This window comes from Roseateles oligotrophus (assembly GCF_025717515.1).
Taxonomy (GTDB): domain Bacteria; phylum Pseudomonadota; class Gammaproteobacteria; order Burkholderiales; family Burkholderiaceae_C; genus Paucibacter_A; species Paucibacter_A oligotrophus.
Genome location: NZ_JAJIRN010000006.1, coordinates 200446 through 225837 on the forward strand (window position 1 = coordinate 200446; position 25392 = coordinate 225837).

The following is a 25392-nucleotide window of genomic DNA, read 5'->3' on the forward strand; positions in this document are numbered from 1 at the left end:
GAGCTGCATGAGACTTCTGCCCAAGATGCTGACGGTCGTGATCGGGCCGGTACTGATGGGCGGCCTGCTGGGCATGATCTTGCTGACGCAGAAGGCGCAAGAGCAGGCCGAGGCCAACGAGTTACAGGCCCAAGCTCTCGTCGATGTTCGGGCCTTCGAGCTCTCGCGCCGCATGCTTGATCAGGCGGCGATGCTGCAATTGCTGGTCGAAAGCGCCGAATTGCAAACGCCGGGAATGCCGGCGGCAAATGAAATGCTGCTGCGCTGGAACCGCCGCCTCGGCGAAATCCAGGCCTTGGCGCTGGTGAGAGGCGACGGCCGGATCCTGGTAGCCGGACTGGGCAACTCCCAACGACTGAACCAGCAAATCTTGCAGCCCTGGCTCCAGCCACCCTTGGCCGAAGGCAAGATATTGATCACCGAGGCGCTGGGTGAGCCGCTGCTGTTGCATGTGATGCCGGTGCCCAAGGCCGCAGATTCCGCCATGCGCCTGGTGGTGGCGGCTTTCTCCTTGCAGCCCATGTTGTCGGTTGCCAACGACACCCAAGGGCTCGTCGGCAAGCCCGCCTTGATTCTGGACCGCATGGGCCGCCCCTTGGCCGGCTCCTGGAGCAATATCCCTGAAGAACAGCGGGCCCTGGCTGCTGCGCTCAAAGATGACGCGCCAATGACAGACCTGCTGCGGCTCAGCAGGGATGGCAAACCGGTGCGCGTCTGGCAAAGCTCCTTGGCCGAGGAGGGGTGGCGCTTGGTCATCACGCAAGCGGAAGATGAGCTGCTTGCGGTCGGCCGTGCGACCCGGCAGCAGGCGCTGCTGCTGCTGGCGCTGTCGCTGGCCGTCGCGGCCTCGGGCGGCTTGTTGCTGTATCGCTGGCTGATGCGCCCGCTGACCCAACTCGGTAGCGCTCAAGCTCAATTGCGCAACGGGGAGGCGGGCGTAAAAGCCCAGGTCGAGGGCAACGATGAGTTGGCCGAACTGGCCGGATCTTTCAACCAGATGGTCGAGAGCCTGGCGGCTGCCGAGCAGCGCTTTCGGCTGATTTTTCAAGCGTTCCCGCACCCCATTATCCTGACCCGCATCAGCGACGATTTGGTACTCGACCTCAACCCCGCGGCCGAACATGCTTTTGGCGTGCCGCGGGCTGAATTGCTGGGAAAAGTCCGCCGCCCCGCCGCCAGCCCCGAAGAAGCCGAGCAACGGCTGGCTCTGGCGCAAGAGTTGAGGGACTGCGGGCGGCTCGATGGCGTGACCGTACAGGTCCAGCGTCACGATCAAACCGGCAGTTACTGGGGTCTGTTGAGCAGCCGAATGATCAAGCTGAACGGGGAAGCTGTGGCCCTGTCGGTGATGTCGGACATATCTGCGCTCAAGCAAAGCGAGGAGCGGCTGCGCCAGAGCGAACAGAGCTTCATGACCATCTTCCAATCCGCACCCGTCCCGATGGCCTATTCGCCGATGGGCGACGGGCCGCTGCAGTCCCATTGGAACGAAGCCTGGTACCGCACCTTTGCCTACAGCAAAGAGCAGGCCGAAAGTCAGAGCGGCAGCCTGCTTGGGCTATGGCCAGACCTGAAGTTGCATGCGGCGTTCATTGACCGCTTGCGGGCGGATGAGTCCGTTGAAGGCTTACAAGTGGATTTGCGTCGCGCCGATGGGCAACTGCGCCGCTGCGAGGTCTCGGGCCGGATGCTGGCCAGTCAAGGCAAACGGATGGTCCTGAGTTGCTATCTGGACCTGACCGATCGCATGATGGCCGAACAGGTCTTGCGCGAGAGCGAGAACAAGTTGCAGGCCTTGATGGCAGCAACCCCGGTGGCCGTGGTGATCTCCGATGTCGACAAGAACTACACCATCCTGACGGCCAATGAGGCCTGGCAAGCTCAATTCGGCCATCGCCTGGCATTGGCGATCGGGCGCACCGGCATCGAACTGAAACTCTGGGCCGACCCGCAGCAACGCGAGCAGATGCTGGCCCAGGTGCGCGCCGACGGGTCGGTCGACGGGGTCGAGGCCGAATGCCTGCGTAGTGATGGCAGCCGACTGCTGTGCCGGATCTCGGCGCGGCTGATCACGGTTGCCGGCACCAGGCTGCAGGTGATGGTGCAACAAGACATCACCGAAAGCCGTGCCGCACTGCAAGCGCTGCGCAATAGCGAGGCGCGCTACCGACGCCTGCACAGCACCATGATCGATGGCTTTGCCACCATGGACAGCGAGGGCCGGCTGACCGAGACCAACGAAGCGCTGCAACGGATGCTGGGCTATACCGAAAGCGAATTGGCCGGCATGCCCCATGAGCAACTGTCACCCGAGCGCTGGCGGCAGATGGAGCGCTCGATTCTGGAGTATCAGGTGCGCCCGCTGGGGCACTCAGAGCTGTACGAAAAAGAGTACATCCACTACGACGGGCATTTGCTGCCGGTCGAGTTGCGGGTCTACCTGGAGAAAGACGAGCGCGGCCAAGCGGTCGGCTACTGGTTCATTGCTCGGGATATCGCCGAACGCAAACGCGCCGAGCGGCAGGTGCTGCAACTCAACGCCTCGCTGGAGACCCGCGTCGAGCAGCGTACACAGGAACTGGCCCGCGCCCTGGACTCGCTGCAACAAGCGCAGCAGGAGTTGGTGCGCTCGGAAAAACTGGCCAGCCTGGGTTCGATGGTGGCCGGCGTCGCGCATGAGTTGAACACGCCGATCGGCAACGCCTTGATGATGGCCAGCACCTTGCATGAGCGCCAGATCGAGTTCGACACCGCCATGAGCAATGGCCTGCGCCGCTCGACGCTGGACGAATTTGTTTCTGACTCCAAGCAGGCGGCCGATATGCTGTTGCGCAGCCTGCGGCGGGCGGCCGAATTGGTCAACAATTTCAAGCAGGTGGCGGTTGACCAATCCAGCTACCAGCGGCGTCCCTTCGATCTGCGGGAATTGGTGGACGAGATCGCCATGACGCTGCAGCCGACCTTGCGCAAAGCCCAGGTAGCCCTGAGCAATGAGGTGTCCAGCGGGATCGAGATGCACAGCTACCCCGGCCCCCTGGGCCAGGTGCTGATGAATCTGGTCAACAACGCGGTGCTGCATGGCTTCGAAAACAATGGCGAGCGCTATGCCGATGCCTGCATACATATCGGCGCGGCCTTGCTCGACCTGACGCATATGCGCTTGACGGTGGAGGACAAGGGGCGCGGCATTGCGCCGGAACATCTCTCCAAGGTCTTTGACCCCTTCTTCACGACCAAGCTGGGCCAAGGAGGATCGGGGCTGGGCATGCACATTGTCTACAGCCTGGTGAACGGATTGCTGGGCGGCCAGGTCAGCGTCAACAGCCAGCTCGGCCGAGGCACAATCATCACCCTTGACCTGCCGTTGCAGGCCACCGTGAAGCAAGAAGCGCAAATTCAATGAAGCACAGTGGATGTTTCTACCGCCCCCAAGCCGGCCTGCTGCTGGCATGCGCGCTGCTCGCCGCCGCGCCACCCTTGCGGGCCCAAGTCCAGGAGGGCTTGAAGCTCAGCGGCTTCGGCACCCTGGCCCTGACCCGGATGGACAGCGAGCAGGGCGATTTCAAGGGCACTTTCGGCGATGTGCCGCTTGGCGCGGGGCGCAGCCAGCAGCTCAGCGCCAAGCCCGACAGCCGGTTGGCCGCGCAAGCCAATTACGGCTTCTCCGAGCAACTCGAAGGCGTGGCGCAGTTGATGGTCAGGTATACGCATCTGAACAACTACCGGCCAGCGCTGGAAATGCTCAATTTGCAGTACAACTTTGATCGCAACAACTCGCTGCGCGCCGGGCGCATGCCGCACCCATTTTTCCTGGCCTCCGACTATCGGCTGATCGGCTATGCCAACCCGTTCGCGCGGGCGCCGGTCGAGGTCCATCTGCAGTCTATCGTGACCCATTCCGACGGCCTGCAACTGCGCCACCGCCGCAGCGTTGGCGATGCGAGTGTGACCTTGCAAATGGGCTACGGCGTGGCCAACTATGCGGGAGCCTCCAAAGACCCCCATTCGGCCGAGGACAAAGGCAAATTCAATCACCTGATCTCTGTTGATGCCATGTACGAGAGCAATGCGCTGATGTTCAGGCTGGTGCACAACCGCGGCATCAGCGACTATGAGTCCAACAGCATCCTGCCCCTGTTCACACGCGCCACGGCGGAGAACCCGACCCTGGCCGACGAGTTGAGCCTGCTGAATAAACGCGTCACCTTTACCGGCCTTGGGGCCGTCTACGACCCCGGTGAATTCCTGCTTCAAGCCGAATACACCTGGATACGCTGGGGCTTGGGCGAGCGCTCGATCGTGCCGGATACCGATGCTTTCTATGCGATGGGTGGCTGGCGCTTGGGCTCGCTGATGCCTTACGGGATTTACGCCAAACGGCGGACGGCAGCAGCCCGCATCGTCACGGGCTTCACGAGCCCGGCCATCAATGCCGGCATGAACACGTTCGCGGCACAAAACACCCAGGCACAACACAGTGTCTCGCTGGGGCTGCGCTGGGACTTCAGGGCCAATATGGCCTTGAAGCTGCAATGGGATCGCATCACCGTCGACAGCCCCGCCGGCGCCAGCTATCTGATCAATCTCAATCCACTCGATTCCCCAAAACAGGGCCAGCAGTTTCATGTGCTGGGTCTGAACCTTGATTTTGTGTTCTGAGGCGCAGGCGATGCATTCCCTTAGAGCCACTCTTCTACGCTGCGCCGGTTGGCTCGCTTTGAGCGGCATCATGAGCCTCGCACAGGCCCAGTCCTCGGGGCAAGTGGTGGTGATCGTTCACCCCAGCATTGCGATCGGGAACCCGAGGCCCGATCAAATTGCCAACCTGTTTTTAGGCAAGACCGACACCCTGCCCGGCTCGCCGGTCTTGATTCCGATCGACCTGCCCGAAGACAGCGGCTCGCGCCGGCAGTTCTACAAGGCGGTGGCCAATCGCGACAGCGCTCAGATCAAGGCCTATTGGTCGCGCATCATGTTCACCGGCAGGGCACAAGCGCCGCGCGTGCTGGCGAGCGATGCCGAGGTCAAAAAGCTGGTGGCCGAAAACGCCGGAGCGATCGGCTATATCCAGCGGAGTTCGCTGGATGATTCGGTCCGCATATTGGCGCAGTACTGAGCGGCAAAATCAGCCGATTTCAAATTTGACAGAAAATAGAACGCTTGCGCCTGTGCGCCCCTTCCCCGATAGCCTCAAGCCCCTAGCCCATGTCCTCCACCATTCTTCAGAACATCCCCGTCGGCCAGAAGGTCGGTATCGCTTTCTCCGGCGGCCTGGACACCAGCGCCGCGCTGCATTGGATGCGCAACAAGGGCGCGATTCCCTATGCCTACACCGCCAATCTGGGCCAGCCCGACGAGCCCGATTACGACGAAATCCCACGCAAGGCGATGCAGTACGGTGCCGAGAAGGCGGTCTTGGTGGATTGCCGTGCGCAGCTCGCCCATGAAGGCATTGCCGCGCTGCAAAGCGGCGCCTTCCACATCAGCACCGCCGGCGTCACCTACTTCAACACCACGCCGCTGGGCCGCGCCGTTACCGGCACCATGCTGGTGGCCGCGATGCAGGCCGATGACGTCAACATCTGGGGCGACGGTTCGACCTTCAAGGGCAATGACATCGAGCGCTTCTACCGCTACGGCCTGCTGACCAACCCGGCGCTGAAGATTTACAAGCCCTGGCTGGATCAGCAATTCATCGACGAGCTGGGCGGCCGCGCCGAGATGTCGGCCTTCATGACGGCGGCCGGCTTCGGCTACAAGATGTCGGCCGAAAAAGCCTATTCGACCGACTCGAATATGTTGGGCGCGACGCACGAGGCCAAGGACCTGGAGTTCTTGAGCAGCGGCATCAAGATCGTCAACCCCATCATGGGCGTGGCCTTCTGGCGCGACGATGTGGTGGTCAAGGCCGAGCAGGTGACGGTGCGCTTCGACGAAGGCCAGCCGGTGGCGCTGAACGGCGTCGAGTTCGCCGATCCGGTCGAGTTGCTGCTGGAAGCCAACCGCATCGGCGGCCGCCATGGCCTGGGCATGAGCGACCAGATCGAGAACCGCATCATCGAAGCCAAGAGCCGCGGCATCTACGAGGCCCCCGGCTTGGCGCTGCTGCACATCGCCTACGAGCGCCTGCTGACCGGCATCCACAACGAGGACACGATCGAGCAGTACCGGATGAACGGCATGAAGCTCGGCCGCCTGCTTTACCAGGGCCGCTGGTTCGACCCACAAGCCATCATGCTGCGCGAGAGCGCGCAGCGCTGGGTGGCGCGCGCCATCACCGGCGAGGTCAGCATCGAGCTGCGCCGCGGCAATGATTACTCGCTGCTCGACACCCGCAGCGCCAACCTGACCTACAAGCCCGAACGCCTGAGCATGGAAAAGGTCGAGGACGCACCGTTCTCGCCGCTGGACCGGATCGGCCAGCTGACCATGCGCAATCTCGACATCGTCGATACGCGCGAAAAACTGATGACCTATGCCAAGGTCGGCCTGCTGTCGCCGGCCACGGCCAACAGCCTGCCGCAGTTGCAAGGCAAGGCCGACGACAAGCCGGCCGGCAAGCCTTGACCGGGCTGCTCCGTCAAGCCTGCTCACGCCGCCTGCTTTGCGCGGCGGCGGCTTGGTTCGCGGCCGTACCAAGCTGGGCGCTGGATGGGCCCAGCGGGGCCGTGGTGCTCACGATCAGCGGCGTCGGCATGAAAGGCGAGGCGCAGTTTGATATGGCGATGTTGGCGGCCCTGCCCCAGCACAGCTTCACGACCAAGACGCCTTGGTATCCGGTGGCCCACAAATTCACCGGTCCGCTGCTGAGAGATGTGCTGGCAGCGGCGGCTGTTGGAGCCCAGGGCAAGCTCATAGAGGCGATGGCCGTGAACGACTACAAGGTCACGATTCCTCGCGCTGACGCGCAGCAACGGAATGTCATCTTGGCGCGTTTGCTGGACGACAAGCCCATGGCCTTGCGAGACAAGGGCCCGCTCTTCATCATCTACCCCTTCGACACCGCCGAGGAACTGCGCAATAGCGTGTTCTACAGCCGCTCTGCCTGGCAGTTGAAATCCTTGCTGATCAAGTAATGTGACCATGCCATGAGCGCCAGCCTCCCTTCAGCCGCGCCCAGCATTCCGGGCAGCCAGCGGCGCCGATTGCGCCTGTTCTTGGCCGGCTTATGCAGTGTGCTGGTGCTGACCTTTGGCGCGGTGGCTTGGCTGCAAACACGTCAGTTCGAGTTGATCAGTTCCGCGCAGCGCTACCAGGACGACTATGTGGTCTGGAGCTTGTTTCAGTTCGAGGTCGACTTTCTCAAATTGCGCCAGTCGCTTTATCAAATTCGCGCCGATGCGACGCAGGGCGATTCCGGCGCTAGCGCGGCGGCGGCGCAGGTAGAAAAGCGCTTCGAGATTTTTGTCAGCCGACTGGGACTGGTTGAAGACGATCAAGCCACCCGTTTATTGCAACGCGACTCGAGCTACCGCCAGACACTTTCGCAAATTCGCGGCTTTGTGCAGTGGGCCGACAAACTGCCACTGACGGCAGACTTGATGGCGCACAGCCCGGACCGCGCCAATGAAGTTTTGTCTCATATGGCCGGATTGGCCGAAGCCATTCATGATCTGTCGCTGAGTGCCTCGCACCAGGTCTCGCAGCAGGCCGCCGAGCGCGGCGATATGGTCCACCATCAGGCGCGACTGAGCCTGTGGCTGACGCTGTTGCAATGCGCACTAACGCTGGGTTTGATCGTGTTGGTGGTGCATCAATTCAGAAGCCTCTTGCGTAATGCCCGCGACCAGAAAGTTCAGGCCGCCCAATTGCTAGAGGCGCAGCATGCGGCCGAGGCCGGCAGCCGAGCCAAGAGCCTGTTTCTGGCCAATATGAGCCATGAGTTGCGCACGCCCATGCATGGTTTGCTGGGCATGCTGGACCTGCTCAAAGGCACGCGCCTAAGCCCCGAACAACAAAATCAGTTGAAGGCGGCCAACGACTCCAGCCAACATTTGCTGACGGTACTGAACGATATTCTGGACATCTCCAAGATGGAGGCCGGCGGCATCAGCATCAGCGCGGAAGCGGTGCAGTTGCGCGGTTTGCTGACCGAAGTGGCGCAATTGAGCCGCTCCCAAGCCGCCGCGCGCGGACTTGAGTTCGAGCTTTGCATTGAGCCAGACTTGCCGAACTGGGTCAGCGTCGACCCCACCCGGTTGCGGCAGATTTTGCTCAATCTGATCAGCAATGCGATCAAGTTCACGCAAGGGGGTCAGGTTTCCCTCCGTCTAAGCCGCATGGAAGAGACGGGTGAACGGGGCAGCCTTCGCTTTCAAGTCAGCGACACCGGCATCGGCATGGACGCCGCCACCATTGGCAAGCTGTTCCAGCGCTTCAGCCAGGGCGATGATTCGAGCTCGCGGCGTTTTGGAGGCAGTGGCTTGGGCCTGGAGATTTCGCGCAATCTGGCTCGCGCAATGGGCGGCGATATCAAGGTGGAAAGTCGCCCGGGGCGGGGCTCGACCTTTAGCCTGGAGCTGAATTTGGCCGAATGCCCGGCACCGACCGTGGTGCCGCCGGCCTTGCCCGAACACAAGCTCAACAAAAACCTGCACATCCTGGTCTCCGAAGATCACCCGACCAACCAAGCCTATCTGCAAGCCGTGCTGGAGCGCCTGGGGCACCGGGCGGTGTTTTGCAATAACGGCTTGGAGGCCTTGCATCGTTTGCAACAAGGTGATGACTTCGATCTGGTCTTGATGGATTTGCACACGCCGCTGATGGACGGCTATCAAGCCACCCGTGCGATTCGCGCCCTGCCCGCACCGAAGTCGGCCATCAAGATCATCGCCTTGTCTGCCGACGCCTTCGCCGAGTCGCGTGCCCGGGCGCTACAGGTCGGCATGGATGGCTTTCTGTCCAAGCCGGTCAGCATCGAGGTCTTGGCTCAAGTATTGGGCGGCCAGACCGTCGCGCCGCCCCCCTCAAACGACGAGGCCGAATTCGATCATGCGGCGCTGAACGAGCTGCGCCAGAATCTGCCCGAGGCCACCGTACGCAAGCTCTACGCGACCTATATCAGCAGCCTCACCCAGACCCGTCAGGCGCTGAAGCAGGCCGACAATTTACGCGACAACGCGGCGCTGCAAGCAGCCGCACACAGCGTCAAAGGAGCGGCCGCCAATTTGGGCCTAGCCTTGGTTCAGCAACCGGCTCTGGCCCTGGAATTGAGTGCACGGCAGGCCTTGCATGAGGGCAAAGAAGCCGAGATCGCGTGGGCCGATTTGTTGCCGCTCACACAAGCGCTGCTGCAGGCGATGCAGCGCAGCGAAGCCGTCTGCGCCGAACAAGGCCTGCTTTAAAACAACAGCGGCTCGGTCTCGAGGCGGATGCCGAAGCGCCCGTAGACGCTTTCTTGAATCGCCCGCGCCAGCGTCACCACTTCCGCACCGCGCGCCTCGCCCCGGTTGACCAGCACCAAGGCCTGGCGCTCGTAGACTGCCGCCCCGCCCACCGCCTTGCCCTTCCAACCGCAGGCATCGATCATCCAGCCGGCCGCCAGTTTGATGCTGCCGTCGGGCATCGGGTAATGGACGATGTGCGGGTCACGCCCGATGATGTCCCGGCATTGCTCCGCGCTGACCAGCGGGTTCTTGAAGAAGCTGCCGGCATTGCCGATCACGGCCGGGTCGGGCAGCTTGGCGCGGCGAATCTCGCAGATCCAGTCGAAAATCTGTCGCGCCGTTGGTTGGGGCGTCGCCGTTTCGGCCATCTTGCGCTCCAGCTCCAGATAGCCCAGCACCGGCCGCCAAGGCTTGGGGCAGCGCAACCGCACATGGGTGATCACGCTCTTGCCGCTCAGGCCGCCAAAACCGGTCTGTTTGAACACACTGTCCCGGTAGCCAAACTTGCACACCGAGGCCGGCAGCAGCACGCTGCGTCCGGTCACCAGGTCAATCACGGCGACGCTGTCCAGCCGGTCCTTGATCTCCATCCCATAGGCGCCGATGTTCTGCACCGGCGCCGCACCGACCGTGCCGGGGATCAGGGCCAGGTTTTCCAGACCCGGAAACCCCTCATCGAGGCTCCATTGCACCAATTGATGCCAAGGCACACCCGCGCCTGCCTCGATAATCCAGGCGTCCGCCCTTTCTTCCAGCAGGCGAATGCCCGGTATTTCCATCTTCAGCACCAGCGCATCGACGTCCTTGGTCAACACGATATTGCTGCCGCCGCCAAGCACAAACTTTGGCGCACGGCCTAATTTCGGATGATCAACGACGCGGCGCACATCGGCCGCCGAGCGGATGCGCACCAGCCTATGGGCGGTCGCGGGCAAGCCGAAGCTGTTGTAGGGCTTCAGGTTGACGTCCACTTCAATCGGCAGCGCGGCAGCGACCGTTTTAGCGTCGGACTCATTCGGGGGATTTACAGCTTGATCCTGCATGGCAGAATTTTCCCAGATCAATCGAGCTATCCTCTGCTCACTAGCCACTAAGCGATAAATAAACATGCCAAGTTTTGACACCACCCTCGAACCCGATATGGCCAAGATCAAGAATGGCGTTGACACCAGCGCCAAAGAGATCGCCACCCGCTTCGACTTCAAGGGCACCAGCGCCGAAGTCGTCTTGAAGGAAAAAGAAAAGGAAATCCACGCCACCGGCGACAGCGACTTCCAACTCGAACAGATCGAAGCCGTGTTCTACGCCAAGCTGATCAAGCAAGGCGTTGTCATCAGCTTCCTGGACAAGCAGGAAAAGATCGAAAAGCTCGGCGGCGACAAGGTTCGCCGGGTCTACAAGATCAAGAACGGCATCGAATCCGTGCTGGCCAAGAAGATCGTTGCGGCGGTCAAGGACGCCAAGCTCAAGGTGCAGGCCTCGATCCAGGGCGACACCGTGCGCATCACCGGCAAAAACCGCGACGACCTGCAGGTTGGCATCGCCTTGCTGAAGAAGGAATTCGCGGACGTGCCGCTGAGCTACGACAACTTCCGCGACTGAAGCCGGATGAGCCTGAGCGCGCGCCTTTCGGCAGCATTGAGCGCAGGCCTGCTGGCCACGGCGGCTTGCGCTCAAGGCGGCGGTCCGGTTGTCGGCTTCAATGGCAGCCTGGGAGCCAAGGCCGCCTTGCTGCTGATAGACGGCGAGCCCTATACGGTGGCGGTGGGCGCCACCGTGCGAGGCGTGCGCCTGCTGTCGGTTGAAGGCAGTCAGGCCGAAATCGAACTGGGTAGCCGCCGACAAATTCTCGTGATGGGCGCATCACCCGGGCGCGTCGGCGATGCCGGCCCGGCACCAAACGCCGGCCGCAAGATCGTTTTGAGCGCCGGCTCCGGTGGTCATTTCACCAGCTCCGGCACCATCAACGGCCAGACCACACAATTTCTGATCGACACCGGTGCCACCGCCATATCGATCAGTCAGACCGAGGCCGAACGGTTGGGACTTAACTTTTTGGCCGGCCGCCGCGTCTTGACGCAAACCGCCAATGGCGTCGTGCCGGCCCACATGATGGCGCTGAACACGGTACGGATCGGCGACGTCGAGGTCCGCAATGTCGAGGCCATCGTGATCCCCGGGCAGATGAGCCATGTACTGCTCGGCAATAGTTTCTTGACCCGTTTCCAGATGCAAAGACATAACGACGTGCTGACGCTGGATTTGCGCTATTGAAACCGGCTTAAAAAACAGCCCCGGCCATGAAAAAACTCACCCGAAACAGCGCTTTGAAACTCAAGAAGGTCCAGCGTTTTACGATACTGGCCGGATGCGCTCAAAGAAAACCATGACTCAAAGCCAAAAACGTCGCCCGCAAGTCCTAGGCCTGCTGCTGGCGGCACTGCTGTCGCTGGCCCAGGCCACGCCCGACAAGGCGGCCAAGTTCTATGAAGATGCCTTGCAGCGCTACGAGAAGGGCGACCTGGAAGGCGCCACCATTCAACTCAAGAACACAATTCAGCAGGACCAGAAAATGCTGGCCGCGCATCTGCTGCTTGGCAAGGTCTTGCTCAAGAACGGTGAACTGAAAGGCGCCGAGGCGGCCTTCGAGGAAGCGCTGAAACAAGGCGTCAATCGCAGCGAGGTCGCCGTGCCGCTGGGCCAACTCTATTTGCAACTGGGTGAGCGCAAGAAGCTGCTGGATGAGTTGACGCTGACCGGCATGCCGCAGTCCATTCATGTCGACATCTTGACGCTACGCGGCTCCGCCTACGCGATGCAAGGCAATATGGCCATGGCCAGCAAGAGCTTTGCCGAGGCCAAACAACAAAACCCCAATTCGGCCACGCCACTGATTGCCGAGGCGCCCCTGCTCTTGCGCATGGGTGAAGCCGACAAGGCACGCGCAATGGCCGCCAAGGCGGTTGAACTGGCGCCCAGCAATGCCGCCGCTTGGTATACACAGGGCGTGATCCTGCATGCGCTGCAAGACGTCAAGGGTGCCCTGGCAGCACAAGAAAAGGCCTTGGCCATCAATCCGAAACAGGTTGATTCGCGCATCGCCCACGCCTCGCTCCTGATCGGACTGGGGCGGGAAAAAGAGGCCGAAAAGGATTTGGCGCTGCTGGTCGAGCAAAAGCAGGAAGATCCTCGCGCCTACTACTTGACCGGCTTGCTGGCCAGCCGCAAGGGAGACGATGCCGCAGCCAAAACCGCTTTTGGCGCAGCGGTCGGCTTGGTCGATGCGCTTCCGCCCGAAGTCATTGCCGGCAATGAGCCCTTGCTGATGGCGGGTGCTTTGTCGCACCGCACGCTCGGCAATGCGGAAAAAGCGCAGTTTTATCTGGAGACCCTGCTGACCTCGAACAGCAAACATTACAGCGCCTTGGTGCTGCTGGCCGGCGTCTATATCGACAAGCGTGATTACAACCGCGCCGCACCGCTGCTGGAGACCGCCTTGCGCGCCAAGCCCGATGACCCGCAGGTGATGTATTTGATGGGCTCGCTGCAAATGGCCCGCAAGCGCTATCAACTGGCCAGCGAGTTGTTTGAGAAGGCCGTCGCCAAGTCAGGCACAAGCTCGGCGGTGCGCGAACTGGGCTTTAGCCAACTCAGCCTGGGGCAAGACAAGGCCGGCATGGCCAATCTTGAGAAAGCCTTCGCCGCCAAGCCCGGCGACGCCCGCGCCGGCGTTCAGTTGACGATGACCTACTTGGCCCAGGGCAATAACGCCAAGGCCTTGCAGACCGCGCAAAGCATCATCAGCAAGGATCCTGAAAACCTGACCATGCTCAATTTCCTGGGCAATATCAAGGGCCGCACCGGCGACAAGCGCGGCGCCCGCGAGGCCTTTCAGAAAATTCTCGTCAAGGACCCCAACTTCAGGCCGGCGGCCATCAACCTAAGTTGGCTGGACATGGAGGAGTTGCGCTTCGACGAGGCCCGTAGCCGCCTGAGCAAGATGGTGGTGGGGGCCAAGGATGACCCCGATGTCTTGTTCCAATTGGGCGTATTGGAGTTGCGCGCCAAGCGGCCGGCCGAAGCGATGGCTCATCTGCAAAAATCCGATGAATTGCAGCGCACCGATCCCCGCGCCGGTCTATTGATGATCGAGTTGCTGGCCGGCCAAGCCCAAAATGACAAGGCACTCAGCACCGCCAAGGCCTTGTCGGTGAAGTACTCCAACTTGCTGGCGCCCCAGTTAGCGCTGAGCCGCCTGTACATGGCGGCCGGTGACGCCAATAACGCGCGCCTCACGCTCCAGGCCGCCACCCGCATCGCCGAATTTAACCCGGCGCAGCAGGTGCAAATTGGCCGCATGAACTTGATGGCAGGAGGCATAGACGGCGCGGCCTACAACGTGCAAAAAGCCTTGCAGGCACAGCCGAATCATCTGGATGCTTTGGGTCTGCAGGTCGAAGTCGAAGCCAGGCGCGGTGATGCCGCCCGGGTCGATGCGGCGCTGAAGGCGCTCAGCGCGGCGCACCCCGGATCCGTCACGGCCCTGATGACCGCTGCCCATGTGGCGATGTCGCGCGGGCAATTCCCGGCGGCGTTGACCGGCTACCGGGCCGTGATGGCGAAGGAACCCAGCACCGCCAACGCGATCCTGATCACGCAGGCGCAAATCGCCGGTGGTGACATCGACAAGGCGCTAGGCGATCTGGATGCCTGGGCCAAAAAGAATCCCAAGGATCGCAATGCGCTGAAGGCGCTGGCGCAGGTGCAGTTGCAAGCGGGCAAAACCGATGCCGCCCGCAAGAGCTTTGTGCAGGTCTTGGCGCTGGAACCCAATGACCCGGCCACCCTGATCAACTACGCCGCGCTGTTGCAGCGCCTGGGTGACCCGGCCGCCGTTGACGCGGCCGAGAAGGCCGTCAAGTTCGCGCCGGGCAATGCCGAGGCGACCGACAACCTCGGCTGGATATTGGTTCAGCGCGGCAATGTCGACGCCGGCCTGCGGCACTTGCGTGAGGCACGCCTGCGCAACCCCAACTCGGGCGACATTCGCTTTCATCTGGCCTATGCCTTAGCCAAGTCCGGCCGCAAGGTCGAAGCCAAGGATGAGTTGGCTGCAGCGTCCACCGTTCCCAACAAGGTGCGGCCGAGCGCGGAGTTGGAGAAGCTCAAAAAGGAGCTGGGACTCTAAAACGGTCGCAGAAACGTGCAAACGGTACGCTGCCGCCGCGCATGCCGGTCAAGCCGGGCCAAGAAGCTACTAAAGTTCGTCCTGCCCGAGCAAATTGGCAGCCTTACCCCCCGATTCGCGGGATTGCCCGCCGCGCTCAAATCGTTAGGATCGGGGTCAAGAACATGAAGCTCAGAATTCCCGAATACAAGGCAAAAACCATGATGAAGACCGCTCAGATGATCAAGACCGCTAGTCAAATCACCGGAACTTTGTGTGTAGTCGTATTTGCGCTGGCATCAACAGCTGTTCGTGCGGACATGTTGACCAGCACTGGCGCCAATAAGATAGAAAGCCACGACATCCGTTTTGGATCAGTCGACAAAAAAGGGTCGTCGCTCGGTGCGTGGGAAGTGAACGCGGGAAGCAGTACGACTCCCAGCCCCAATAGTTTTTGGGTGTATTGTCTTGACCCGCTCAATACCTCGCAGAATCCCGACACCTTTACCACGACTGATTTAGCCAACTTCATCAACGGTAACGGTTATACCAATGTATTCGGGGGTGCAAATTATCAAGCTAGTGGCGTCAAAGACTTCTATGACGACAACACGACAACTAAGCTTCGGGTTCTGACTGACTTGAAGAACCTCTACGAGCACGCCTATGCAGACAGCCTCGGTTCTAAGACAAAGTCAGCGGCTTTTCAGTTTGCTATTTGGGAGATTGAAGGAGATGGAAACAGCAATGCCGCCTCCAAGTACAGCTCAGCGTCGTCAACAGTAAGTGGCTTGGATCTAATGACGACTGATGGCGACGCCGCTTTCAAAACGCAACTAGACGTCTACCTGACCGCATTAAACACCAATAACTGGGGAACTCTTGGAGTGACCAAGTACAACTACACCGTCTACAGCCCAGATGCGGGTACTCCAGGTGGTCAAGTGGTAATGAGAGCAACTGCCGTAGGTTCTTCCGTCCCAGAGCCAGGCTCCCTTGCTCTCGCTGGTTTGGCCCTGTTCGGCGTGGTCTACACCCGCCGCCAGAGCAAGGCCAAGCAGGTTTAAAGCAGAACCGGTCGTCGGTTTTGACGCAACGAAAGCGGCCCTTGAGGCCGCTTTTCGTTTTTCTGCGGCGACCACTCGCTTGTCGCTGCCGAGACAAAGAAAAATAGAACGTTCGTGCTAAAACCTCGCCCTGTAGCAATGTTCAGAACAAGGCGGGCAAATCAGCATGGACTTGAACTTCACGGCAGAAGAAATGGCGTTCCGCGCCGAAATTCGGCAATGGGTGGCCGAACATCTGCCCCAGGACATCAGCGCCAAGGTGCATCAGGCGCAACGGCTGGACAAGCGCGATATGCAGCGCTGGGCCAAGATCCTGGGCGCGCAGGGTTGGCTGGGCTGGGCTTGGCCCAAGCAGTTTGGTGGCCCTGGCTGGAACGCCGTGCAACGCCATCTGTTCGAGGAAGAATGCGCGTTGGCCGGTGCGCCGCGCATCGCTCCCTTCGGCCCGGTGATGGTGGCCCCGGTGATCATGGCCTTCGGTACGCTCGAGCAGCAGCAACGATTTTTGCCCGGCATCGCGAGTGGCGAGGTCTGGTGGAGTCAGGGCTATAGCGAGCCGGGCTCAGGGTCGGACCTGGCCTCGGTCAAATGCAAGGCCGAGCGGCAAGCGGACGGCGGCTTCCTCGTCAACGGCCAAAAGACCTGGACCACGCTGGGTCAATACGGCGACTGGATCTTTTGCCTGGTGCGCACCGACTCCTCCGGCAAGCCGCAAACCGGCATCTCCTTCCTGCTGATCGATATGCAGTCGCCCGGCGTGACCGTGCGGCCCATCATCATGCTGGACGGCGAGCATGAGGTGAACGAGGTGTTCTTTGACAATGTCGAGGTGCCGGCCGACAACCTGATCGGAGAGGAAAACAAGGGCTGGACCTATGCCAAGTATTTGCTGGCCCATGAACGCAGCAATATCGCCGACGTGAACCGCGCCAAGCGGGAGTTGGAGCGGCTCAAGCGCATCGCCAAGGCCGAAGGCTTGCTGGACGGCGACGCGCGCTTTCGGGACCAGATCGCACTGTTAGAAGTCGACATCATCGCGCTGGAAATGATGGTGCTGCGCGTGCTGTCCGCCGAGAAGAGTGGCAAGCAATCGCTTGACGTGGCGGGCCTGCTCAAGATTCGTGGCAGCGAGATTCAGCAGCGCTATACGGAGTTGATGATGCTGGCCGCAGGCCCTTTCAGCCTGCCCTATATCTTTGAGGCGATGGAGGCTGGCTGGCAAGGTGACCATGTTGGCGCCGCCTATTGCGCGCCCTTGGCCAGCCATTATTTCAACACCCGCAAGACCACCATTTACGGTGGCTCGAACGAGGTGCAACGCAATATCGTCGCGCAGACGGTCTTGAGCTAAAGGCTTAGCAGCATGGACTTCGATTTCACCGATGACCAAGAGTCCTTGCGCGACGCGGTGCGCCGCTGGGTAGCCAAAGACTATGATTTTTCGCAGCGCCAAAACATCGTGCGAGCGGGAGGCTTTTCGCGAGAGGCCTGGGACGGGATGGCAGGCCTGGGCTTGTTGGGGCTGGCCGTGCCCGAAGCCCATGGCGGCATGGGTTTGGGCAGCGTCGATGCGATGGTGGTGATGGAAGAGTTGGGCCGCGGCCTCGTGATGGAGCCGTTCGCACAAGCCGGCTTGATCGCTCCCACCTTGCTCGGCCACGCCCCCGAGGCGATACAAGCCCAATGGTTGCCCAGAATAGCCGGCGGCGAGGCCTTGATCGTGCTGGCCCAGCAAGAGCGCGGCGCGCGTTACTGCCTGAGCCATGTCGGCACAAGCGCCGTGGACGGCAAGCTCAGCGGCACCAAGAACCTGGTGGCGGCGGTCGACCAAGCCGATGCCTTCATCGTGCCGGCGCGCGTGCGCGGCGATGTCAAAGCCGCCGACGGTATCGCGCTTTACTTGGTCGAGCGCCAAGCGGCCGGCGTCCGCCTCCACCCCTACAGCCTGCAAGACGGCTCAAGGGCGGGCGACCTGAGCCTGAACGATACGCCAGCCACGCTTTTGGTCGGCCCAGAGCGTGGTCTGGCCGTACTGGAATTGGCGGTCGATGTCGGCATCGCGGCGCTTTGCGCCGAGGGCGTCGGCGCGATGGAAAAGTTGCTGTCCGTCACCGCCGACTATATGAATCAGCGCAAGCAATTCGGTGTCGCGATCAGCAGTTTTCAGGCGCTGCGCCACCGCATCGCCGACGTCAAAATGCAGCTGGAGTTGGCCCGCTCGATGAGCTACTTTGCCAGTTTGAAACTGGGCGAGGAGCCGGCCGCGAGGCGCCGCGCCTTGGCGCAGGCCAAGCTGCAACTGGGCCAGTCCATGCGTTTTGTCGGCCAGCAATGCACGCAACTGCATGGCGGCATCGGCGTCACCGATGAATACATCTCCAGCCATTACTTCAAGCGTCTGACCGTGATGGAGATGCAGTTCGGCGACAGTCTGCATCAACTCGGCGAGGTCAGTGCCCGCATGACGGAGAAGGCCGGCGTGTTCGTTTGAGTTAACTCAGCAGTTCGCGCCAGTCCGGCGCCAACTCACTCAAGCCGACGCGGCGGCGGCCATCGCGCCCTTCCACCGTGCTCGCCGCGAACAAGGCCTTCACGATCGCCTGCTCGCAGGCCTCGGCGCCGGCTTGGAACAAAGGGTCAAGTCTTGCCTCATGCAGCATGGCGATCGCGGGCATCGGCACCCTGGCGCTGTGCGGTAACTTGTAAGCGGTGGAGAAAGCCAAGGCGATATCGCCGCTGCCATGGCCATAGTCGGAGCCGGTACGCGCCAGACCGGCGCCGGCCCGGCGCGCCAATCGGCTCAGCTGCCTGGCGTCCAGCGGCGCATCGGTCGCCAGGATCAGGATGATGGAGCCCTTCTCCGGCCCGGCCGTCTTGTCCGCATCGCGCAGCCGCTGTTGCAGCAAGGGCCCGATGCAACGCCCCCGAATCGTCAAGGCCTCGGGGCGGCCGAAGTTGGCCAACACCAGGGCTGCGACCAGATAACCCTCTACTTGCCGTGAGGCCGAACCGATGCCGCCCTTCAGGCCGAAGGCACTCATGCCCCGCCCTGCTCCGACGCTGCCCTGCGCAAAGTCCGCGTCGGTGCTGGCCAGGGCCAGCGTCATATCCGAGGCCTGCACGGCAAAGGCCTGCGCGTCGTTCAGATAGCCGTCATTGCATTCCAAAACCAAGGGGTTGACGGTCGGCCAGTCACGGCCAATCTGCGGGTGGCGGGCGATCGCCTCCCGCGTCAAGGCGGTCGCCAGCGTGCCCACCGCCATGGTGCTGCCCAACACGATCGCCGTCTCCAATTGCCCCAGCTCCTGCATCTGCAGCAGCCCCATGCTCTTGCCAAAACCATTCAGCACGGCCAGACCGGCCGGCAGCTTATTCAGGAACAGATCGCCGTCATGCGGTCTGATGACGGTGACTCCGGTCTGCACCGCGCCAGCGGCCAGCGTGTGATGGCCCACCGTAACCCCGGCCACATCGGCCAAGCTGTCCAACGGACCACCGGGCAGCACACCAATGCGGGGAAAGTCAAACGGCTGGCTCATCAGCGGGCTCCGTCCAGTTTGGGGTCTAGTGCATCACGCAGGCCGTCGCCAAGCAGATTGAAGGCCAGCACGGTCAAGAAGATCGCGATGCTGGGGATCAGCGCAATATGCGGCGCATTGACCATATCGCTGCGCGCCTCGTTCAACATCGCGCCCCACTCCGGCGTCGGCGGTTGTGCGCCCATGCCCAGAAAGCTCAGGCTGGCCGCCGTGATGATGGAAGTGCCTATGCGCATGGTGAAGAACACCACCACCGTGGACACCGTGCCGGGCAGGATATGGCGCGTGATGATGGTCCAATCGGACGCACCTATGCTGCGCGCCGCTTCGATATAAGTCAGGTGCTTCAAGGCCAGCGTGTTGCCGCGGACCAGGCGCGCGAAGGTCGGGATCGAAAACACCGCCACCGCGATGACCACATTGAGCATGCCGCCGCCCAGAATGGCGACGATGCCGATGGCCAGCAAGATGCCGGGGAAGGCGAACAAGACATCGCAAATGCGCATGATGATGCGCTCCCACCAGCCCTCGTAATAGCCGGCCAGCAAACCGGCCGTGGTGCCGATCAAAGAGCCCACCGCGACCGACACCAAGCCGGCCGTCAGCGACACCCGCGCGCCCATCATGATGCGGCTGAAGATATCGCGCCCCAAGGCATCGACGCCTAACCAATGCTCGGCCGAAGGCAAGGCGTTGATGCGGTCGTAGTCGAAGAAGTTCTCGGCGTCATAGGGCACAAACCAGGGTGCGGCCAGGGCCGCCAACACCAGCAAGAAAACAAAAACCAAGGCCGCCATGCCGACCTTTTGCTGCTTGAACTTGCGCCAGAACTCGGCCGCCGGCGTGCGCACCTTGGAAGGAAGATCACTCATTTGTAGCGAATCGTTGGATTGATGACGCCGTACAGCACATCAACAATCAAATTGATCAGGATGAATTGCAAGGAGAACAGCAGTACCTCGGCCTGAATGACCGGGTAATCGCGCATCTCGACGGCATCCACCAGCAAGCGCCCCATGCCGGGCCAGTTGAAGACCTTCTCCACCACGATCGAGCCCCCGAGCAAGAAGCCGAACTGCAAGCCCATCATCGTGACGACCGGAATCAGCGCATTGCGCAGGCCATGCTTGAGCACCACGTTGGTCTCGGACACACCCTTGGCACGAGCGGTGCGAATGTAGTCCTCATGCAGGATGTCGACAAAGGAGGAGCGCGTGAAGCGCGCCATCACCGCCGCCACGCCCGCCCCCAGCGTCAAGGACGGCAGCACGTAATGCCGCCAAGTGTCTGCACCCACCGTCGGCAACCAACCCAGGCCGACCGAGAACACCATCATCAACAGCAAGCCCAAGGCGAAGGAAGGAAAGGAGATACCCGAGATCGCCAGCGTCATGCCCAAACGGTCGGGCCAGCGATTGCGTTTGACCGCTGCCACCACTCCTATCGCCAGCCCCAGCAAGACCGACCAGACCATCGCGGCCAGCGTCAGCTTGAGCGTGTAGGGGAAGCGATCGGCGATTTCATCCGCAACCGGCCGCTTGGTGCGAATCGAATGACCGAAGTCGCCGCGCAGAGCGCCCGAAACAAAGCGCCAAAACTGCTCGTGCATGGGCTTATCCAGGCCCAGGTCGCGGCGCACCAACTCAACCGTCTGCGGGTCGGCCTCGGCGCCGGCCGCCAGCCGAGCGGGGTCGCCGGGCAGCAGGTGGACGAAGAAGAACACGAACACCGCCACGATCAGGAGCGTGGGAAGCAGGCCCAATAGCCGCTTGAGAACGTACTGGAACATGAAGAGTCGCGCGCCTGCTAATGCTTACTTGCCACTGAACTCGATATCTTCAAAATAAAAGCTGTTGTCGGGCATCTGGTAAATGCCTTTCAAGTTCTTGGCCTTGGCGTAGGCCACCTTGCGGGTCACCAAAAACGCCCAGGGCGCATCCTTGTGGACGATTTCCTGCGCGCGGGCGTAGGCGCGGGCCTTCTTCTCCCGGTCGGCCGTGCCGAGCGCCTCGTAGAGCAGATCGTCGACCTCGGGGTTGCTGTAGTAGGCAAAGTTCTGCAGCTTGGGCGGCTGCGACTCGGTGGCGAACAGCGGCCGCAGACCCCAATCAGCCTCGCCGGTGCTGGACGACCAGCCGGCGAAATACATGCGCACCGCCGCATCCTCGGGCTTTTGCACGTTCTCGATTTGCTGCACGCGCTGGCCGGTTTCCATCAGCGTGATCTTGGCCTTGATGCCGACCTGCGCCAATTGCTGCTGCAGGAACTGCGTGCCCTTTTGGGCCACGCTGGTGTTGGCCGCCCACAGCTCGGTCTCAAAGCCGTTCGGGTAGCCGGCCGCTTTCAGCAAGTCACGCGCTTTGGCCGGGTTGTGCTCGTAACGTCCGGTCTTGACGGCGTACTCGACGCCGATCGGCAGCGGGCCGTCGGCCGGTGTGGCGTAACCTTTGTAGAGCACCTTGGCCAGCGCCTCCTTGTTGATGGCGTAGTTGATGGCCTGGCGCACGCGCACATCATTGAAAGGTTTTTTCTGCGTGTTCAGCGACAAATACTGGGCAAAGATGCCGGGCCCGCTGATCACATCGAGCTTGGGGTTTTGCAGCAAGCCATCGGCCTGCTCGACCGGCAGCGGCGCGGTGAAATGCGCCTCACCGGCCTGCAGCATCGCGGTGCGGGTATTGCTGTCGCCCACCGGCCGCCAGATGATGGCGTCGACCTTGGGCCAGCCGGCCTTCCAGTATTTGTCGTTCCTGACCACCTTGACGTAGTCGGGCTGTTTCCACTCGACGAACTTGAACGGGCCGGTGCCGACCGGGTTCATGCCGATCTGCTTGCCGTACTTGGCCAGCGCGGTGGGGGAGATCATCACCGCCGACGGATGAGCCAATTGGTTGATGAAGGCCGAGAACGGCCGCTTCAAGGTGATCTTGACGGTGTAGTCATCGATCACCGTGCTGCTGTCGATATTCGAGAACAGGTTGTAGCGCTTGAGCTTGTTCTCGGGGTTGGTAACGCGGTCAAACACGGCCTTGACGGCCGCCGCATTGAAGTCGCTGCCGTCATGGAACTTGATGCCCTTCTTGAGCTTGAAGGTGTAGATCAAACCGGCCTTGGCGGTCTCGTAACTGTCAGCCAGTTGCGGCGTCACCTTCAGGTCTTTGTCGAAGGTGTAGAGCCCTTGGTAGAAGGACTTGCAGACCGACAGATCCAGCGTGACGTTGGTGTCATAAGGGTCGAGCGAGGCGAAGGAGTTTTCAACCGCCAATACCGCGGTTTTTTCTTGCGCTTGTGCCGGCGCAGCAAGGCCAAGGGCAAGGGACGCGGCCAAAGCCAGGGCGGCATAAAGTTTGGTTTTCATCGAGGTATCTCCCAAAAAAATCAATTGATTCGATTCGCGACTATCAAGCGGCGAGACCAAGGCCGACCTCATGACGGGCCACAAAATGATTCAAGCCGACCGCCACCAAGGGCGCCACGGTCGGCAGGTCATGCAGGTCGCGCAAGGGGCTGGGTATCTCGCCGCTGAGCAAATCGGCGCGCGGGCGCCGCTGACTCGGATCGGCCACCGGAACCGCCGCCATCAAGCGTTTGGTGTAGGCATGCTGCGGATTCTCGAACACCGCCCGGCGCGGCCCGATCTCGACAATCTGCCCCAGATACATCACCGCCACCCGGTGCGCCACGCGCTCCACCACAGCCATATCGTGCGAGATGAACAGATAGCTCAGGCCCAGTTCGGCCTGCAGATCAAGCATCAGATTGACGATTTGCGCCCTGATCGACACGTCCAGCGCGGACACCGCCTCGTCCGCGACGATCAGCTTGGGGTTCAGCGCCAGCGCGCGCGCAATCGCCAAGCGCTGGCGTTGCCCGCCCGAGAACTCATGCGGATAACGGTGCGCCGCATCGGGTGGCAGGCCGACGCGCTTGAGCAAGCATTGCACGCGAGCCTCGGCCTGGGCCGGCGTGGCGAGTTTGTGGATGTAGAGCGGCTCGGCGATCGAGAAACCCACCGTCAAACGCGGGTCCAGCGAGGCATAGGGATCCTGAAAAATCATCTGGATGTCGCGCCGCAGCGGCTGCATCTCGCGCCGGGACAGGCGTGCTAGGTCTTGCCCCCGGAACAGAATTTGGCCTTCATTGGCTTCGACCAGCTTCAACAAGGAGCGCCCGGTGGTCGATTTGCCGCAGCCCGATTCGCCCACCAGCGCCAGCGTCTCGCCGGCACGAAGTTCGAAGCTGACCTGCTCGACTGCATGCACCCGCTTGGCAACCCGGTTCAAGAAGCCGGCGCGGATATCGAAACGGGTGCTCAGCCCCTGCACCTTCAGCAAGAGTTCGCCGGGCGGCTTGTCCTGCACGCGCACCGCGGCCATTTCACCATCGCTCGCGTTCATCAGGGAAAAACTGGCCGGGGCATCCGAGCCCTTCATCGCGCCCAGCTTGGGCACCGCCGACAGCAAGGCCTGGGTGTAGCGATGCTGCGGCGCCTGGAACAAGGCCAAGGTGTCACCCTGCTCGACCAACTCGCCGCGCAGCATCACCGCCACCCGGTCGGCACTCTCGGCCACCACGCCCATATCGTGCGTGATCAGGATCACCGCCATCTTCAACTCTTCTTGCAAGGAACGGATCAGTTGCAGGATCTGCGCCTGAATCGTCACGTCAAGCGCGGTGGTCGGCTCATCGGCGATCAAAAGGCTGGGCTTGCAGGCCAGCGCCATCGCGATCATCACGCGCTGGCGCATGCCGCCTGAAAGCTGGTGCGGGTAGCGGGTGATCACCTGCCGCGCGGCCGGTATGCGCACCATCTCCAGCAGCGCCAAGGCCTCGGCCAACGCCGCCGGCCGGCTCTTGGCCTGATGAATCCGGATCGCCTCGGCAATTTGCTCGCCGACGGTAAACACCGGGTTCAAGGAAGTCATCGGCTCCTGAAAAATCATCGCAATATCGGCACCACGAATCCGGCGCATGCGGGCCTCGTCGGCCTGTGCCAGATCGAGCGCCTCACCTTGGCGGGGCTGGAACTTGATGGTCCCGCCGACGATCTGGCCGCCGCCATGCTCGATCAACCGCATGATGGACAGCGAGGACACCGACTTGCCCGAACCCGACTCGCCGACTATCGCCAGCGTCTCGCCCGCCGCCACCTGAAAGCTCAGCTTGCGCACCACATCGACCGGGCCGGCCTCGGTCTTGAAACGCACCGTCAGATCACTAACGTCCAATACTGGCGCAGCCCTCATGCCATGTCCCCATAGATGGCCACCAACGGCGCTTCGCCGACGCGCGCATAGCCGCGGTACATGCCCTCGGAGTTGAAACTAAAGACAACTTCGCCGTTCGCCGCCACCGCGATCAAGCCGCCGCTGCCGCCCAGACGCGGCAGCTTGGTCTTGACCACGCGCTCGGCGGCGGCATGCACCGACAAGCCCAAATACTCCATCTGCGCGGACACATCGTGAGCAGCACAGGCACGCATGAACGCCTCGCCGGTGCCGGTGCAAGACACCGCCACCGTGGCGTCATTGGCGTAGCAGCCGGCGCCGATGATGGGCGAATCGCCGACCCGGCCGGGCTGCTTATTGGTCATGCCGCCGGTCGAGGTGGCGGCGGCCAAATGCCCGTCCGCATCGAGTGCCACCGCACCGACGGTGCCGAGCTTGCGGGCGTCATCGATCGGACCCGAGCTTGAACTTTCGCCATCATGGTCAAGCAAGGCACCGCGCTGAGCGCGCTGAGCCGCGTGCAATTGCGCCAGCCGCAGGTCGGTGCCGAACCAGTCCGGCGCGACCTGTTCCAGTTGATGGCTGGCCGCGAACGCGTCGGCCGCCGCCCCCACAAACATCAGGTGCTCACTGTGTTGCATCACGGCGCGGGCCGCCAGCACCGGGTTGCGGGTGCGGCTCAGGCCGGCTACCGCGCCGGCCTGCAAATTGCTGCCGTCCATCACGCTGGCATCCAACTCATGCGTGCCGGCGGCGGTGTAGACGGCGCCGCGCCCGGCATTGAACAGCTCACACTCTTCCAGTTGCCGCACCGCCTCCACCACCACATCCAGGGCCGCCACACCGGCGGCCAGTTGGGCCTGACCGGCCAGCAAGATGCGCTCCAGCGCGGCCAGGTACTCGGCCTCTTTTGCGCCACTCATCTGGCTGCGCAGCAAGGTTCCGGCGCCACCGTGGATGGCCAATACCGGCGAGGGCTTTTTGTTTGACATCGGGTTCATCTCT

19 protein-coding genes are annotated in these 25392 nt (G+C 61.9%); 12 read left to right on the top strand and 7 right to left on the bottom strand.

The genetic code is table 11. The annotated features are described in order from the left end of the window. Positions 1-7: 7 nt before the first annotated feature. From LNV07_RS14320 to LNV07_RS14345, 6 genes are all read left to right on the top strand, one after another. On the top strand, positions 8-3403 hold the full coding sequence (locus tag LNV07_RS14320; protein ID WP_263571844.1) for a PAS domain S-box protein: 3396 nt from the start codon (positions 8-10) through the stop codon (positions 3401-3403). Next, the gene (locus tag LNV07_RS14325) at positions 3400-4659 is read left to right on the top strand and encodes a hypothetical protein (protein ID WP_263571845.1); all 1260 of its coding nucleotides are present in this window, start codon (positions 3400-3402) and stop codon (positions 4657-4659) included. The genes LNV07_RS14320 and LNV07_RS14325 overlap by 4 nt, the downstream gene beginning before the upstream one ends. Before the next feature lie 70 nt (positions 4660-4729). Beyond that, entirely contained in the window at positions 4730-5116 is a 387-nt protein-coding gene (locus LNV07_RS14330) for a type 2 periplasmic-binding domain-containing protein (protein WP_263571846.1), read from the top strand. Positions 5117-5205: 89 nt separating this feature from the next. Continuing rightward, positions 5206-6567 (top strand): argininosuccinate synthase, encoded by a 1362-nt coding sequence (gene argG, locus LNV07_RS14335; RefSeq protein WP_263571847.1) that lies wholly within the window; start codon positions 5206-5208, stop codon positions 6565-6567. Beyond that, positions 6564-7076 (top strand): putative pterin-binding protein, encoded by a 513-nt coding sequence (locus LNV07_RS14340; RefSeq protein WP_318013728.1) that lies wholly within the window; start codon positions 6564-6566, stop codon positions 7074-7076. Before argG ends, LNV07_RS14340 begins: the two co-directional genes overlap by 4 nt. Before the next feature lie 12 nt (positions 7077-7088). After that, on the top strand, positions 7089-9344 hold the full coding sequence (locus LNV07_RS14345) for an ATP-binding protein (protein WP_263571848.1): 2256 nt from the start codon (positions 7089-7091) through the stop codon (positions 9342-9344). Here the strand turns inward: LNV07_RS14345 and murB are convergent. Further along, entirely contained in the window at positions 9341-10369 is a 1029-nt protein-coding gene (gene murB / locus LNV07_RS14350; protein ID WP_263572072.1) for a UDP-N-acetylmuramate dehydrogenase, read from the bottom strand. The two genes, LNV07_RS14345 and murB, sit on opposite strands and share 4 nt — an antisense overlap. Before the next feature lie 124 nt (positions 10370-10493). Between murB and LNV07_RS14355 the strand changes: the two genes are divergently transcribed. The 6 genes from LNV07_RS14355 (at position 10494) to LNV07_RS14380 (ending at position 18111) form a co-directional block, all read left to right on the top strand. Beyond that, the gene (locus tag LNV07_RS14355) at positions 10494-10988 is read left to right on the top strand and encodes a YajQ family cyclic di-GMP-binding protein (RefSeq protein WP_263556562.1); all 495 of its coding nucleotides are present in this window, start codon (positions 10494-10496) and stop codon (positions 10986-10988) included. Positions 10989-10994: 6 nt separating this feature from the next. Then, positions 10995-11660, top strand: a complete 666-nt coding sequence (locus tag LNV07_RS14360; protein WP_263571849.1) for a retropepsin-like aspartic protease family protein — start codon at positions 10995-10997, stop codon at positions 11658-11660. A gap of 112 nt (positions 11661-11772) precedes the next feature. Further along, the gene (gene prsT, locus LNV07_RS14365; protein ID WP_263571850.1) at positions 11773-14574 is read left to right on the top strand and encodes an XrtA/PEP-CTERM system TPR-repeat protein PrsT; all 2802 of its coding nucleotides are present in this window, start codon (positions 11773-11775) and stop codon (positions 14572-14574) included. 164 nt (positions 14575-14738) lie between these two features. Beyond that, on the top strand, positions 14739-15620 hold the full coding sequence (locus tag LNV07_RS14370; protein ID WP_263571851.1) for a PEP-CTERM sorting domain-containing protein: 882 nt from the start codon (positions 14739-14741) through the stop codon (positions 15618-15620). 166 nt (positions 15621-15786) lie between these two features. Further along, entirely contained in the window at positions 15787-16971 is a 1185-nt protein-coding gene (locus LNV07_RS14375; RefSeq protein ID WP_263571852.1) for an acyl-CoA dehydrogenase family protein, read from the top strand. Positions 16972-16983: 12 nt separating this feature from the next. Next, a complete protein-coding gene (locus LNV07_RS14380) occupies positions 16984-18111 on the top strand; it encodes an acyl-CoA dehydrogenase family protein (RefSeq protein WP_263571853.1) in 1128 nt (375 codons plus the stop codon). A gap of 1 nt (position 18112) precedes the next feature. Here the strand turns inward: LNV07_RS14380 and LNV07_RS14385 are convergent, their stop codons facing one another. From LNV07_RS14385 to LNV07_RS14410, 6 genes are read right to left on the bottom strand one after another with little or no spacing between them, the layout of a single operon-like run. Further along, a complete protein-coding gene (locus tag LNV07_RS14385; RefSeq protein WP_263571854.1) occupies positions 18113-19159 on the bottom strand; it encodes a DmpA family aminopeptidase in 1047 nt (348 codons plus the stop codon). Then, positions 19159-20031, bottom strand: a complete 873-nt coding sequence (gene gsiD, locus LNV07_RS14390; protein ID WP_263571855.1) for a glutathione ABC transporter permease GsiD — start codon at positions 20029-20031, stop codon at positions 19159-19161. Before gsiD ends, LNV07_RS14385 begins: the two co-directional genes overlap by 1 nt. Further along, positions 20028-20948 carry a glutathione ABC transporter permease GsiC gene (gene gsiC, locus LNV07_RS14395; RefSeq protein ID WP_263571856.1) on the bottom strand — a complete coding sequence of 307 codons (921 nt, stop codon included), beginning with the start codon at positions 20946-20948 and terminating at the stop codon, positions 20028-20030. Before gsiC ends, gsiD begins: the two co-directional genes overlap by 4 nt. Positions 20949-20972: 24 nt before the next feature. Then, complete coding sequence (gene gsiB, locus LNV07_RS14400; RefSeq protein ID WP_263571857.1) at positions 20973-22517, bottom strand: glutathione ABC transporter substrate-binding protein GsiB; 1545 nt, start codon at positions 22515-22517, stop codon at positions 20973-20975. 43 nt (positions 22518-22560) lie between these two features. Continuing rightward, positions 22561-24405 carry an ABC transporter ATP-binding protein gene (locus LNV07_RS14405; RefSeq protein WP_263571858.1) on the bottom strand — a complete coding sequence of 615 codons (1845 nt, stop codon included), beginning with the start codon at positions 24403-24405 and terminating at the stop codon, positions 22561-22563. Then, positions 24402-25379: an isoaspartyl peptidase/L-asparaginase family protein gene (locus LNV07_RS14410; protein WP_263571859.1), complete on the bottom strand. Its 978-nt coding sequence runs from the start codon at positions 25377-25379 to the stop codon at positions 24402-24404. Before LNV07_RS14410 ends, LNV07_RS14405 begins: the two co-directional genes overlap by 4 nt. Between the last annotated feature and the right edge of the window lie 13 nt (positions 25380-25392).

Excerpts from the sequence above, each read along its gene's own strand:
- argG (WP_263571847.1), top strand. The coding sequence starts at position 5,206 with ATGTCCTCCACCATTCTTCAGAACATCCCCGTCGGCCAGAAGGTCGGT.
- LNV07_RS14375 (WP_263571852.1), top strand. The coding sequence starts at position 15,787 with ATGGACTTGAACTTCACGGCAGAAGAAATGGCGTTCCGCGCCGAAATT.
- gsiD (WP_263571855.1), bottom strand. The coding sequence starts at position 20,031 with ATGAGTGATCTTCCTTCCAAGGTGCGCACGCCGGCGGCCGAGTTCTGG.
- LNV07_RS14330 (WP_263571846.1), top strand. The coding sequence starts at position 4,730 with ATGAGCCTCGCACAGGCCCAGTCCTCGGGGCAAGTGGTGGTGATCGTT.
- LNV07_RS14405 (WP_263571858.1), bottom strand. The coding sequence starts at position 24,405 with ATGAGGGCTGCGCCAGTATTGGACGTTAGTGATCTGACGGTGCGTTTC.
- gsiC (WP_263571856.1), bottom strand. The coding sequence starts at position 20,948 with ATGTTCCAGTACGTTCTCAAGCGGCTATTGGGCCTGCTTCCCACGCTC.
- LNV07_RS14380 (WP_263571853.1), top strand. The coding sequence starts at position 16,984 with ATGGACTTCGATTTCACCGATGACCAAGAGTCCTTGCGCGACGCGGTG.
- LNV07_RS14385 (WP_263571854.1), bottom strand. The coding sequence starts at position 19,159 with ATGAGCCAGCCGTTTGACTTTCCCCGCATTGGTGTGCTGCCCGGTGGT.
- LNV07_RS14325 (WP_263571845.1), top strand. The coding sequence starts at position 3,400 with ATGAAGCACAGTGGATGTTTCTACCGCCCCCAAGCCGGCCTGCTGCTG.
- LNV07_RS14345 (WP_263571848.1), top strand. The coding sequence starts at position 7,089 with ATGAGCGCCAGCCTCCCTTCAGCCGCGCCCAGCATTCCGGGCAGCCAG.
- LNV07_RS14410 (WP_263571859.1), bottom strand. The coding sequence starts at position 25,379 with ATGTCAAACAAAAAGCCCTCGCCGGTATTGGCCATCCACGGTGGCGCC.
- prsT (WP_263571850.1), top strand. The coding sequence starts at position 11,773 with ATGACTCAAAGCCAAAAACGTCGCCCGCAAGTCCTAGGCCTGCTGCTG.
- LNV07_RS14355 (WP_263556562.1), top strand. The coding sequence starts at position 10,494 with ATGCCAAGTTTTGACACCACCCTCGAACCCGATATGGCCAAGATCAAG.
- LNV07_RS14370 (WP_263571851.1), top strand. The coding sequence starts at position 14,739 with ATGAAGCTCAGAATTCCCGAATACAAGGCAAAAACCATGATGAAGACC.
- gsiB (WP_263571857.1), bottom strand. The coding sequence starts at position 22,517 with ATGAAAACCAAACTTTATGCCGCCCTGGCTTTGGCCGCGTCCCTTGCC.
- LNV07_RS14320 (WP_263571844.1), top strand. The coding sequence starts at position 8 with ATGAGACTTCTGCCCAAGATGCTGACGGTCGTGATCGGGCCGGTACTG.
- LNV07_RS14360 (WP_263571849.1), top strand. The coding sequence starts at position 10,995 with ATGAGCCTGAGCGCGCGCCTTTCGGCAGCATTGAGCGCAGGCCTGCTG.